12 protein-coding genes are annotated in these 11715 nt (G+C 68.7%); 8 read left to right on the plus strand and 4 right to left on the minus strand.

Annotated elements, in window-relative coordinates; genetic code table 11:
* The first annotated feature begins 121 nt into the window (after positions 1-121).
* Together KV106_RS09765 and KV106_RS09770 are read left to right on the plus strand one after the other, a co-directional pair.
* Positions 122-1018, plus strand: a complete 897-nt coding sequence (locus KV106_RS09765) for a lysophospholipid acyltransferase family protein (RefSeq protein ID WP_261209767.1) — start codon at positions 122-124, stop codon at positions 1016-1018.
* On the plus strand, positions 1015-1899 hold the full coding sequence (locus KV106_RS09770; RefSeq protein ID WP_261209769.1) for an LpxL/LpxP family acyltransferase: 885 nt from the start codon (positions 1015-1017) through the stop codon (positions 1897-1899). Before KV106_RS09765 ends, KV106_RS09770 begins: the two co-directional genes overlap by 4 nt.
* Here KV106_RS09770 and KV106_RS09775 read toward each other — a convergent pair.
* Positions 1889-2797 carry an alpha/beta fold hydrolase gene (locus KV106_RS09775; protein WP_261209770.1) on the minus strand — a complete coding sequence of 303 codons (909 nt, stop codon included), beginning with the start codon at positions 2795-2797 and terminating at the stop codon, positions 1889-1891. The two genes, KV106_RS09770 and KV106_RS09775, sit on opposite strands and share 11 nt — an antisense overlap.
* Positions 2798-2871: 74 nt before the next feature.
* Positions 2872-3603, minus strand: coding sequence for a ribosome biogenesis GTP-binding protein YihA/YsxC (yihA, locus tag KV106_RS09780; RefSeq protein WP_261209772.1), 732 nt, complete (start codon positions 3601-3603; stop codon positions 2872-2874).
* A gap of 71 nt (positions 3604-3674) precedes the next feature.
* On the opposite strand from yihA, the gene KV106_RS09785 reads away from it, so the two are divergent.
* The 5 genes from KV106_RS09785 to KV106_RS09805 all read left to right on the plus strand — a co-directional run bounded on the left by KV106_RS09785 (position 3675) and on the right by KV106_RS09805 (position 9804).
* Positions 3675-4358, plus strand: coding sequence for a c-type cytochrome (locus tag KV106_RS09785; RefSeq protein WP_261209774.1), 684 nt, complete (start codon positions 3675-3677; stop codon positions 4356-4358).
* Positions 4359-4490: 132 nt separating this feature from the next.
* Positions 4491-6665, plus strand: a complete 2175-nt coding sequence (locus KV106_RS09790; protein WP_261209776.1) for a cytochrome c biogenesis protein ResB — start codon at positions 4491-4493, stop codon at positions 6663-6665.
* Positions 6662-7978, plus strand: coding sequence for a c-type cytochrome biogenesis protein CcsB (ccsB, locus tag KV106_RS09795; protein WP_261209778.1), 1317 nt, complete (start codon positions 6662-6664; stop codon positions 7976-7978). The genes KV106_RS09790 and ccsB overlap by 4 nt, the downstream gene beginning before the upstream one ends.
* Before the next feature lie 118 nt (positions 7979-8096).
* Positions 8097-9107 carry a protein-methionine-sulfoxide reductase catalytic subunit MsrP gene (gene msrP / locus KV106_RS09800; RefSeq protein ID WP_261209780.1) on the plus strand — a complete coding sequence of 337 codons (1011 nt, stop codon included), beginning with the start codon at positions 8097-8099 and terminating at the stop codon, positions 9105-9107.
* A 46-nt stretch (positions 9108-9153) separates the two neighbouring features.
* Entirely contained in the window at positions 9154-9804 is a 651-nt protein-coding gene (locus KV106_RS09805; protein WP_261209782.1) for a protein-methionine-sulfoxide reductase heme-binding subunit MsrQ, read from the plus strand.
* Between the two features lie 12 nt (positions 9805-9816).
* Here KV106_RS09805 and lysA read toward each other — a convergent pair whose 3' ends face one another.
* Positions 9817-11100 carry a diaminopimelate decarboxylase gene (gene lysA / locus KV106_RS09810; protein ID WP_261209783.1) on the minus strand — a complete coding sequence of 428 codons (1284 nt, stop codon included), beginning with the start codon at positions 11098-11100 and terminating at the stop codon, positions 9817-9819.
* Positions 11097-11312, minus strand: coding sequence for an LPS translocon maturation chaperone LptM (lptM, locus tag KV106_RS09815; protein WP_261209785.1), 216 nt, complete (start codon positions 11310-11312; stop codon positions 11097-11099). The genes lysA and lptM overlap by 4 nt, the downstream gene beginning before the upstream one ends.
* A 63-nt stretch (positions 11313-11375) precedes the next feature.
* On the opposite strand from lptM, the gene cyaY reads away from it, so the two are divergent.
* The gene (cyaY, locus tag KV106_RS09820; protein WP_261209787.1) at positions 11376-11708 is read left to right on the plus strand and encodes an iron donor protein CyaY; all 333 of its coding nucleotides are present in this window, start codon (positions 11376-11378) and stop codon (positions 11706-11708) included.
* Positions 11709-11715: the final 7 nt, after the last annotated feature.

Here is an 11715-nt window from a genome sequence, read left to right on the forward strand (position 1 = left end):
GCCATGCGGCGCCTGTGCTTGTCGCCCTGCAAGTTGTTCCGTAACTCGGCGACAATTTCGATTCTATTCGAGCCGCGCCAAACCGTGCGCGCGCGTCCTTGACCCCATTCCCGACCTGTCCATGATCGCTCTCTTCCGATTGCTCGCCCGCGTACCGATGCCCGTGATGCATTGGTTCGGCGCGGGGCTCGGATGGCTGGTATGGGCCCTCGCGCCCGGCTACCGAAGGCGCTTCCGGGCCAATGCGCAGAGCGCGGGCTTCGGGCCCGGCGCCTATCGCCCGGCCATCGCCGCGGCCGGCAAGATGGCCTCCGAGCTGCCCTGGTTGTGGCTGCGTCCCCATGGCGAGACGGTGCTGCCGCGCGTGCTGCGCTGGGAGGGCGTCGAGGCCTTCGAGGCCGCGCTGCAGGCGAAGAAGGGCGTGATCCTGGTCGCGCCCCACCTGGGCAGCTGGGAGATGTGCGGCCAGGCGATCGGCGAGCGTTTCCACGAGCGCTACGGGCCCATCACGGCGCTGTTCCGTCCTGCGCGCAAGAAGTGGATGGCCGAGTTGATCGCCGCCGGCTCGCGCGACCGGCCCGGGCTGCAGACCCTGCCGACCAGCATCACCGGCGTGCGCGGCCTGATGCGCACGCTGCGCAACGGCGGCTACACAGGCATCCTGCCCGACCAGGTGCCGCCGCTGGGGCAGGGCGTGTGGGCGCCGTTCCTCGGCCGGCCCGCCTACACCATGAGCCTGCTGCCGCGGCTCGCGCAGCAGACCGGCGCGGCCTGCTTCCTCAGCGTGTGCGAGCGGCTGCCGCGCGGCGCGGGCTACGTGATCCGCTTCGAGCCGATCGTGGGCACCGCGCTGACCGATCCGAAGGCGCCGCTCGAGGACGCGGCCGCCGCGATGAACGAGGCCATCGGCCGGCTGATCCGCAGCCTGCCGGGCCAGTACGTGTGGGACTACGCGCGCTACAAGCAGCCGAAGGCCGATGCGCCCGAGATGGCCGAAGTCGGGGGGGCGGCACGATGAGCCTGGGTTCCCGTCTGGGCATCGGCTTCATGCGCGCGATCGCGCCGCTGCCGCTGCCGCTGGTGCGCGGCTTCGGTGCCTTCCTGGGCCGCGTGCTGCACACGCTCGCGCTGCCGCGCCGGCGCGTGGTCGACACCAACCTCGCGGTCTGCTTCCCCGAGAAGTCCGAGGCCGAGCGGCGCGCGATCGCGAAGCAGAGTTTCGTCTACGTGGCGCAGTCGTGGCTCGACCGCAGCTGGCTCTGGCATGCGCCCGAGAAGGTGGTGGCGAGCCGGCTGAAGATCGTGGGCGCGGCGTCGGAGATCCGCGAGATCGCCGAGGGCAGCGCGCCCATGATCCTGTTCGCGCCGCACTTCTACGGCCTCGACGCCGCGGCCACCGCGCTCACGATGCACACGGCGCGGCCCTCGGCCACCATCTACACGACCCAGCGCGATCCGATGGTCGATGCCTGGATCCGCGAGGGCCGCACGCGCTTCGGCGACGTGGCGGCGCTCAACCGGGTCGACGGCATCAAGCCGGTGCTCGCGGGGCTGCGCAAGGGCGGGCTCTTGTACCTGCTGCCCGACATGGACTTCGGCCGCGACCAGACCATCTTCGTGCCCTTCTACGGCGTGCAGGCGGCCACCGTGCCCTCGCTCTCGCGCTTCGCGCGGCTGGGCAAGGCGAAGGTGGTGCCGATCGTCGCGAAGCTCACGCGCGGCGGCTACGAGATCGAGGTGCTCGAGACCTGGCGGAACTTCCCGACCGACGACGTCGAGGCCGACACCGCGCTGATGAACACGCGGCTGCAGGGCTACATCGATCCGATGCCGGCCCAGTACTACTGGGTGCACCGGCGCTTCAAGACCCGCCCCGAGGGCGACCCTCCTATTTACTGAGGAAGGCCTCGATCTCGCCCGCCACGAGCCGCGGCTGCTCGTGCACGATCCAGTGGGTGGCGCCCGGCACCTTCTTGACCACCAGATCGGGCACGTACTCGTCGAGCCCCTCGAGGAGGCCCGGCAGCAGCGCGGCATCGTCGAGCGCCCAGAACACGAAGGTCGGCACGTTCACCACCAGCCGCTCGCGCGGCAGCACCGGAATGCCGTCGACGGTCTGGCCCGGCAGCGGCGGCTTCATCGGCGTCACGCGGTAGAGGTTGCAGGCACCGGTGAGGCCCGCGCTCCAGACCTCGCGGTACTGCTGCTTCACTTCCTCGGTGAGCCAGCCGAAGCCGTCGGGCCCGGCCTTCATCAGCAGGAAGAAGGGCCACATGCGCTTGAAGTCGTCGGCCGCGAGCAGGGCCTCGGCATCGGGCCGCGCGAGGAAGTTCATGTAGGCGCTGGCCTGCTGCTGCGCCGGGCTGTTGCGCAGCTCGCGCGTGAAGGTGCCGGGGTGCGGCGAGTTGATGATCACCAGCTTGCCGACCTGCTGCGGGAAGGCGTTGGCATAGCCCCAGCCGAAGGCGCCGCCCCAGTCGTGCGCGACCAGCGCGGCCATGGTGCCGTCCTTGCTCTCGGTGGCCACCAGTTGCTGGATGTCCTGGATCAGCAGGTGCGCCTTGTATTCGGCCACGTCGGTGGGCGAACTCGACTTCTCGAAGCCGCGCAGGTTCGGTGCGACGCAGCGGTAGCCGCCATGCGCGGGATCGGCGAAATGGGCGAGCAGTTCGTCCCAGATGAATGCGGCCTCGGGAAAGCCGTGCAGGAACACCATCAGCGGGCGGCCGGGTTCGCCGGCGGCGCGGCAGCTCAGGGTGGTGCCGTTGGGCAGGCTGCGTTGGAAGGTCTCGATCATGCGTCTGTCTCCTCTTTGCTATCGTTTCAATAGTGAATCAGGCAGAAGGGACGGCCGCTGCAGCCGGGTCTGCCTCAGGACTCTTCGGGCGGCTCGGGCTCGGCGGCTGGCTCGTCCGTATGGACCCAGCGCGACAGCAGCTCCGCCGCTTCGCCCACGCCCTGCTTCTTCAGCGCCGAGAACAGTTTGACCTCGCCGCCGCCGGCCTGCAGTCGCACGATGGACAGCACCTTCGCGCCCTCGGAGCGCGTGAGCTTGTCGGCCTTGGTCAGCAGCACCAGGAACTTGAGGCCCTGCTCGACGCGCGGGCGGATCACCTCGAGCAGGATCTCGTCGAGCTCGGTCAGGCCGTGGCGCGGATCGCACATCAGCACCACGCCGCGCAGGTTCTCGCGCGTCATCAGGTAGTTGCCCATCACGCGCTGCCAGCGCAACTTGGCCTCGCGCGGCACGGCCGCGTAGCCGTAGCCGGGCAGGTCGGCGAGCACCGCGTCGTCGACCTTCTGCCGGCCGATGCCGAACAGGTTGATGTGCTGCGTGCGCCCGGGCGTCTTCGAGGCGAAGGCCAGCCGCGTCTGCTGCGTGAGCGTGTTGATGGCGGTGGACTTGCCGGCGTTGGAGCGGCCGACGAAGGCGATCTCGGGCAGGTCGAAGGGCGGCAGGTGCTCGAGCTGCGGGGCACTGGTCAGGAAGTGCGCGGTGTGCAGCCAGCCCAGCGCGGCACGTTCGCGTTCGGCGGTCTGGGGGTCTTGGGCGGGGGCCGCGCGGGAAGGAAATGCGGTGCTCTTGCGCGACGGCGTGGTCATCAATGGGCTTTCGGAACGGGGCGCCATTGTAGAATCGCGGGGTTTTGCGCCAATAAATTCGAGCCCCCGATATGAAGTTGTTTGCCAATTTTCTGCTTGCGGCCCTCGTGGGGATCGCTGGTACCGCAGTCAGCACTGGTGCTTTTGCCGAGGAGACGGCAGCCGCACCGACCACACCGGTCAAGGCCAAGCCCGACCCGGCCAAGGGCGACACCATCTTCAATGCCACCCCGGCCAACAGTCAGAGCTGCGCCTCCTGCCACAACGCGGACGGCAACTCGGCGATCCCGGCCAACCCCAAGCTGGCGCAGCAGCACCCTGAATACATCCTCAAGCAGCTCGAGGACTTCAAGTCCGGCAAGCGCAAGAGCGCGATCATGAAGCCGCTGGCCTCGGCGCTGTCCGAGGAGGACATGCGCAACATCGCCTGGTTCGTCGGCTCCAAGAAGATCAAGCCCGGCTTCTCGAAGGACAAGGACACGATCGCCCTGGGCGAGCGGATCTACCGCGGCGGCATCGCCGACCGCCAGATCCCGGCCTGCGCCGGCTGCCACAGCCCGAACGGCGCCGGCATGCCCGCGCAGTACCCGCGCCTGGGCGGCCAGCACGCCGACTACACGGCGGCCCAGCTCACGGCCTTCCGCGGCGACGGCACCACGGTGCGTGCCAACAACGCCGTGATGACCGGCGTGGCCGCCAAGCTCAACGACCGCGAAATCAAGGCCGTGGCCGACTACATCGCCGGTCTGCGTTGATCCCGCACGCGCGAGCGTGAACTAACCGCCGAGAACAACCCCAAAACAGGGCGGGCCGATCCAGCAGGATGGCCCGCCCTTTTGCGTTTCGCTTCTTCCGGACGCCTTTTCTTCTCTCTTCTCTAGCAACCGATGTCAGTTTCCACTCACGGCCTTCGCGTCCATCGCGGCCCGCAAGCGCTTCGCGCGGCGGTGGAACTGCTGTCGTCGATGCGCTTCGCGATCGCGCTGCTCACGATCATCTGCATCGCCTCGATCATCGGCACCGTGCTCAAGCAGCACGAGCCGATCAACAACTACATCAACCAGTTCGGGCCGTTCTGGGCCGAGGTGTTCCGCGCCGCGCGGCTCGACTCGATCTACAGCGCCTGGTGGTTCCTGCTGATCCTGCTGTTCCTGGTGATCAGCACCACGCTGTGCATCGTGCGCAACACGCCGCGCATCGTGGTCGAGCTGCGCACCTTCAAGGAAGACATCCGCACCCAGAGCCTCAAGGCCTTCGGCCAGCGCGCGCAGACGCAGCTCGGCGAAACGCCCGACATGGCGGCCAACCGCATCGGCCAGCTGCTCGTGAGCGGCGGCTGGAAGGTCAAGCTGCAGCAGCGCGAAGCCACGGGCGACGGCAAGACGCCGGCCGGCTGGATGGTCGCCGCGCGTGCCGGCGGCGCCCACAAGCTCGGCTACATCGCGGCGCACAGCGCGATCGTGCTGGTGTGCATCGGCGGCCTGCTCGACGGCGACCTGGTGGTGCGCGCGCAGACCTGGTTCAACGGCAAGAGCGTGTTCACCGGCGGCGGCATGATCGCCGACGTGCCGCCGCAGCACCGGCTCTCGGCCAGCAACCCGACCTTCCGCGGCAACATCCTGGTGCCCGAGGGCGGTCAGGGCAGCGTGGCGATCCTCAACCAGGCCGACGGCGTGCTGCTGCAGGAGCTGCCGTTCTCGATCGAGCTCAAGAAATTCATCGTCGACTACTACTCGACCGGCATGCCCAAGCTGTTCGCGAGCGAGGTGGTGCTGCACGACCGCGAGACCGGAGAGCAGGTGCCCGCGCGCATCGAGGTCAACCACCCGGCCAGCTACAAGGGCGTGGAGATCTACCAGTCGAGCTTCGACGACGGCGGCTCGACGGTGAAGCTCAAGGCGGTGCCGATGGCGGCCGCGGCCAAGCCCTTCGAGGTCGAGGGCGTGATCGGCGGACCGAGCAGCGAGATCACCAACGGCAAGGAGAAGCTGACGCTGGAGTTCGCCGCGCTGCGCGTGATCAACGTCGAGAACTTCGCCGACGGCGGCGCCATGGGCAGCGGCGCCGACGTGCGCAAGGTCGACCTGCGCCACGACATCGAGTCGCGCCTGGGCGCGGCCAACAAGACCAACAAGCCCAAGGTGCTGCGCAACATCGGCCCGAGCATCGGCTACAAGCTGCGCGACGCGGCCGGCCAGGCGCGCGAGTACCAGAACTACATGGTGCCGGTCGACACCGGCGACGGCCAGCCGGTGTTCCTGCTGGGCATGCGCGAGAAGCCCGAGGAACCGTTCCGCTACCTGCGCGTGCCGGCCGACGAGCAGGGCTCGATGGACGGCTTCGTGCGCATGCGCGCCGCGCTCGAGGACCCGGCCACGCGCGCGCGCGCCATCGAGCGCTACATCGCCAAGGCCAGCGATCCGAAGCGCCCCGAGATGGCCGACCAGCTGCGGGTGTCGGCCACGCGCGCGCTGGCGCTGTTCGCGGGCAGCGAGCCCGCGCGCGCCGATGCCGCTTCCGCGGGCGGCTGGCAGGCGATCGCCGAGTTCATGGAGAGCAACGTGCCCGAGGCCGAGCGCGAGCGCGCGGGCGCGGTGCTGGTGCGCATCCTCAACGACGTGCTGTACGAGGTGCTGAACCTCAGCCGCGAAGGCGCGGGCCTCGCGGCGCTGCCGGGCGACGAGAAGTCGCAGGCCTTCCTCACGCAGGCGGTGATCGCGCTGAGCGACGCCCACTTCTACCCGGCCCCGGTCGCGATGATGATGACCGACTTCACCCAGGTGCAGGCCAGCGTGTTCCAGGTGGCGCGCGCCCCCGGCAAGAACGTCGTCTATCTGGGCTGTCTGTTGCTGATCGTCGGGATTTTTGCCATGCTGTACGTGCGCGAGCGTCGGCTCTGGGTGTGGCTGACACCCGCCGGCGCCGCCGGAGACAACACCACCGAGACCGCCGCGACGATGGCGTTCTCGGTCAATCGCAAGACCATCGACAGCGATCGGGAGTTCGAGCACCTCAAGCACAAGCTGCTCGCCCTGAAGAAAGAAGAGCCCGCCTCACCATGAACACCACCACCCTCACGCTCAACGAAAGCTGGCTCTCGCGGCGCAACCTGTTCGACTGGGTGTTCGCGGCGCTGGTGCTCGCGGGCGGCCTGTTCGCCTTCGCGCGCCATGCGGGCTCGATGGATTCCTACGAGAAGCCGATCCTGGTGGGCGCGCTGCTGTGCGTGATCGCCATGGGCTGGTTCTGGCGCCCGTTGCGGGTGCTGGCGATCGTGGTCGCGGCAGCCTCGCTGCTGGCCATCGCGTCCTACCAGGGCGACCTGGCGCGGGCCGACACCGTGTTCTGGCTCAAGTACTTCCTCTCGAGCCAGTCGGCCATCCTCTGGATGAGCGTGCTGTTCTTCATGAGCACGCTGTTCTACTGGCTGGGCTTTTTCGGCGGCAAGCAGGGCGACGCGCTCGAGGCGATCGGTTCGCGGCTGGCCTGGGCCGCCATCACCATGGCGCTGATCGGCACCATGGTGCGCTGGTACGAAAGCCACCAGCTCGGTCCCGACATCGGCCACATCCCGGTCAGCAACCTCTACGAGGTGTTCGTGCTGTTCTGCTGGCTCACGGCCGCGTTCTACCTCTACTACGAGGAGCACTACCGCACGCGCGCCCTCGGCGCCTTCGTGATGCTGGTGGTCAGCGCGGCGGTCGGTTTCCTGCTCTGGTACACGCTGGTGCGCCAGGCACACGAGATCCAGCCGCTGGTGCCCGCGCTGCAGAGCTGGTGGATGAAGCTGCACGTGCCCGCCAACTTCATCGGCTACGGCACCTTCTCGCTCGCGGCCATGGTGGCCTTCGCCTACCTCGTCAAGGAGCAGGCGGGCGAGACCCGCTGGTACAAGCTCACGCCGATCTGGCTGCTGGGCATGGCGCTGTGCTTCGTGCCGGTGGCGTTCCGCCAGCGCGTGCAGGAAGCCGGCGGCAGCTACTGGGTGGCCTATGCGGCGATCTCGGCGCTGATCGCGGCCGGCATCCTGCTGGGGCGCAAGCGCATCGCGGCGCGCCTGCCGGCCAACGAGGTGCTCGACGACGTCATGTACAAGTCGATCGCGGTCGGCTTCGCCTTCTTCACCATCGCCACCGTGCTGGGCGCGCTGTGGGCCGCCGATGCCTGGGGCGGCTACTGGAGCTGGGACCCGAAGGAGACCTGGGCGCTGATCGTCTGGCTCAACTACGCGGCCTGGCTGCACATGCGCCTGGTCAAGGGCCTGCGCGGCACCGTGGCGGCCTGGTGGGCGCTCGCGGGGCTGGCGGTCACGACCTTCGCCTTCCTCGGCGTCAACATGTTCCTGAGCGGCCTGCACAGCTACGGCACGCTGTAGACACGCGCGAACGGGCTTTCGCGAAGAATTGAAACCGCGCGCCCCGCGTGCGCGTAACCGAATCGGGGGTGGCCACGAACTACCTTCCGAACACAAAGATTCCAGCGAAAGGCCCGTCATGTCGTTCCATTCCCGTCCGTCGCGCCGCAACAGCGGCTTCATCCATCCGCGCTCCAGCGAGATCACGCCGCGCGCCCTCTACGAAGGGCGGCGCGACCTGCTCAAGCTGATGGCGGGCGGCGCGGCCGGTGCCGCGCTGGCCTCCTTCGCGGGCCGCGAGGCGCTGGCGCAGACGGCGCGGCCGAACAAGCTCGAGGCGCTGCCGGGCGCGAAATCCGCAGTGCCCGGTGCGCAGACGATGGAGAAGCTCACCGACTACAAGGACGCGACGAGCTACAACAACTTCTACGAGTTCGGCACCGACAAGGGCGACCCGGTCAAGAACGCCGGCACGCTCAAGACCCGGCCCTGGAGCGTCGAGGTCGAGGGGCTGGTGAAGAAGCCCGGCAAGTACACGATCGAGGACCTGCTCAAGCTCAGCGCGCAGGAAGAGCGCATCTACCGGCTGCGCTGCGTCGAGGGCTGGTCGATGGTGATCCCGTGGGTCGGCTATTCGCTGGCCGAACTCATCAAGAAGGTCGAGCCGCAGGGCAACGCCAGGTTCATCGAGTTCGTGACCCTGGCCGATCCCAAGACCATGCCCTTCGTCGGCTCGCGCGTGCTCGACTGGCCCTACACCGAGGGCCTGCGCATGGACGAGGCGATGCACCCGCTCACGCTGCTGGCCTTCGGCATGTACGGCGAGGTGCTGCCGAACCAGAACGGCGCGCCGGTGCGGCTCGTGGTGCCGTGGAAGTACGGCTTCAAGTCGGCCAAGTCGATCGTGAAGATCCGCTTCGTCGAGAAGGAGCCGAGCACGGCCTGGAACAAGGCGGCGGCGCAGGAGTACGGCTTCTATTCGAACGTGAACCCGAACGTCGACCATCCGCGCTGGAGTCAGGCGACCGAGCGCCGCATCGGCGACGGCGGCGGCCTGTTCGCCAAGCGCAACAAGACGCTGCTGTTCAACGGCTACGAAGCACAGGTCGGCCAGCTCTATGCGGGCATGGACCTGAAGAAGAACTACTGAGGCGGGCGCGCACCCCCGCAACCCGCGGGGGCGCGACCCGGACGCCATGAACAAGCTGCTGCTGCATCCCGCCGCCAAGCCCTTCGTCTTCGTGCTGTGCCTGCTGCCGTTCGCGTGGCTGGCCTACGGCGTGGTGGTCGACCAGCTGGGCCCCAATCCCCAGGAGTACCTGATCCGCGCGACCGGCGACTGGACCCTGCGCTTCCTGTGCATCGTGTTGGCGGTCACGCCGCTGCGCGTGACGACCAAGTGGAACGGCCTCGCGCGCTTGCGCCGCATGCTGGGTCTCTACGCCTACTTCTACGTGCTGCTGCACCTGCTGTGCTACGCGTGGTTCGACATGGGGCTCGACTGGGGCGAGATCGCGAAGGACATCGCGAAGCGGCCGTTCATCCTGGTCGGCTTCTCGGCCTTCGTGCTGCTGACGCCGCTGGCGCTGACCTCGTTCAACCGCGCGATCAAGGCCATGGGCGCGAAGCGCTGGCAGCTGCTGCACAAGCTGGTCTACCTGATCGCGGGGCTGGGCCTGCTGCACTTCTTCTGGATGCGCGCGGGCAAGAACAACTTCGCCGAGGTGTTCGTCTACGCGGCGATCATCGGCGTGCTGCTGGCCTGGCGCGCCTGGCGCTGGCTGCGCGGCCGCAAGGCCGGCGTGCCTGCGGCGCAAGCCGGCGCGCGGGCGCGGCCGTCGAACTAGCCGCGGCCCGGCTCAGCCCCTGGCAGCCTGCAGCTCGGCCTGCAGCTGGTCTTCCATCGTCTCGCGCCGGCGGATCAGCGTGGCCGCCGCGCCGCTCACGAGCACCTCGGCCGCGCGCGCGCGGGTGTTGTAGTTGCTCGCCATGCTCATGCAATAGGCGCCGGCCGAGAGCACGCCCAGCAGGTCGCCGGCCACCACGTTGAGCTCGCGGTCGCGGCCGATCCAGTCGCCGCTTTCGCAGACCGGGCCCACCACGTCGTAGGTGGCGCCTGCGCCGGCGCGCTCGCGCAGCGGCACGATGCGGTGGAAGGCCTGGTACATCGCGGGACGCGGCAGGTCGTTCATGGCCGCGTCGACGATGCAGAAGTTCTTGTCCTCGCCGGGCTTGGTGTAGAGCACCTCGGTCAGGCACACGCCCGCATTGCCGACCAGCGAGCGGCCCGGCTCGATCACCAGCTTGCGCTGGCCGAAGCCGCGCGCGTCGAGCCGTGCGAGCAGCTGCTGCCACAGCGCATCGGCCTGCGGCGGCGTGTCGCCGTTGTAGTCGATGCCCAGGCCGCCGCCGAAGTCCAGGTGATGGATGGGAATGCCCGCGGCCTCGATCGCCTCGACCAGGTCGAGCACGCGCTCGACGGCGTCGAAGTAGGGCGAGGCGTCGGTGATCTGAGAGCCGATGTGGCAGTCGATGCCGACCACCTCGAGGCCGGGCAGGCTGGCCGCATGGCGATAGGCCTGCACCGCGCGGTCGTGCGCGATGCCGAACTTGTTGCCCTTGAGGCCGGTGGAGATGTAGGGATGGGTCTTGGGGTCGACGTTGGGATTGATGCGGATGCTGATCGGCGCGCGCGCCTTCTCGGCCAGCGCGACCTCGTTGAGCACGTCGAGTTCGGCCTCGCTTTCGACGTTGAAGCAGGCGATACCGGCCGCGAGCGCCTGTCGCATCTCGGCGCGGGTCTTGCCGACGCCCGAGAAGATGATCTTCTTCGGATCGGCGCCGACCGCGAGCACGCGCGCGAGTTCGCCGCCCGAGACGATGTCGAAGCCGCAGCCGGCCTCGGCGAACACGCGCAGCACGCCGAGCGAGGAGTTGGCCTTCATCGCGTAGCAGACCAGCGCGTCGCGGCCCTCGAAGCCGCGCTGGTAGGCGGCCAGGGCGTCGAGCATCCACTGCTTCGAGTAGACGAACAAGGGCGTGCCATGCTCGCGCGCGAGCGCGTCGAGCGACACGCCTTCGACCTGGAGCGCGCCGTCGCGCTGCGCGATGTGGGGATGGCCGGGCAGGGGAAGGGTGCTCATCGGGCGGCTCCGCTGCTGGCGGTGGCGGGCTTCGGCGCGGCCTGGCTGGCGCCGGAAGACGGCGTGGCATCGCTGGTACCGCCGGGCATGCTGGGCGTCAGCAGGTCGGGCAGCGTGGCGCGCTGCGAGGCGGCCGGATCGGTCGGCAGGTAGAGGGCACCGCGTTGTCCGCAGGCGGCCAGGCCGAGGGTGGCGGCGACGAGGCAGACCATGAGCGCAGTGCGGCCGCGGGCGCTCACTAGAATTTGGTGGACATTCAACATAACGAAATTGTAATGACGGACTCCGAATACATGGACCGCGCCGAAGCCGCGCTGGCAGCGATCGAGCAGGGCTGCGATCGCATCAACGACGCCACGGACGCCGACATCGACAACCAGCGCGTGGGCGGCATGATCACGATTTCGTTTCCCAACGGCAGCCAGCTGATCGTGAACCTGCAGAAGCCGCTGCAGGAGATCTGGCTCGCGGCGCGCTCGGGCGGCTACCACTACCGCTTCGACGGCCGGGCCTGGATCGACACCAAGAGCGGCGAGGAGTTCTTCGGCAACCTCTCGCGCGAGGCGACGCTGCAGGCGGGACAGTCGCTGAGCTTCGCCGCGGGCTGAGGCCCGC

It is taken from the genome of Variovorax endophyticus, from assembly GCF_025376855.1.
Classification (GTDB): Bacteria; Pseudomonadota; Gammaproteobacteria; order Burkholderiales; family Burkholderiaceae_C; genus Variovorax.

Coding starts and splice junctions, on each gene's coding strand:
- KV106_RS09765 (WP_261209767.1), top strand. CDS start 122: ATGATCGCTCTCTTCCGATTGCTCGCCCGCGTACCGATGCCCGTGATG.
- KV106_RS09770 (WP_261209769.1), top strand. CDS start 1,015: ATGAGCCTGGGTTCCCGTCTGGGCATCGGCTTCATGCGCGCGATCGCG.
- KV106_RS09775 (WP_261209770.1), bottom strand. CDS start 2,797: ATGATCGAGACCTTCCAACGCAGCCTGCCCAACGGCACCACCCTGAGC.
- yihA (WP_261209772.1), bottom strand. CDS start 3,603: ATGACCACGCCGTCGCGCAAGAGCACCGCATTTCCTTCCCGCGCGGCC.
- KV106_RS09785 (WP_261209774.1), top strand. CDS start 3,675: ATGAAGTTGTTTGCCAATTTTCTGCTTGCGGCCCTCGTGGGGATCGCT.
- KV106_RS09790 (WP_261209776.1), top strand. CDS start 4,491: ATGTCAGTTTCCACTCACGGCCTTCGCGTCCATCGCGGCCCGCAAGCG.
- ccsB (WP_261209778.1), top strand. CDS start 6,662: ATGAACACCACCACCCTCACGCTCAACGAAAGCTGGCTCTCGCGGCGC.
- msrP (WP_261209780.1), top strand. CDS start 8,097: ATGTCGTTCCATTCCCGTCCGTCGCGCCGCAACAGCGGCTTCATCCAT.
- KV106_RS09805 (WP_261209782.1), top strand. CDS start 9,154: ATGAACAAGCTGCTGCTGCATCCCGCCGCCAAGCCCTTCGTCTTCGTG.
- lysA (WP_261209783.1), bottom strand. CDS start 11,100: ATGAGCACCCTTCCCCTGCCCGGCCATCCCCACATCGCGCAGCGCGAC.
- lptM (WP_261209785.1), bottom strand. CDS start 11,312: ATGGTCTGCCTCGTCGCCGCCACCCTCGGCCTGGCCGCCTGCGGACAA.
- cyaY (WP_261209787.1), top strand. CDS start 11,376: ATGACGGACTCCGAATACATGGACCGCGCCGAAGCCGCGCTGGCAGCG.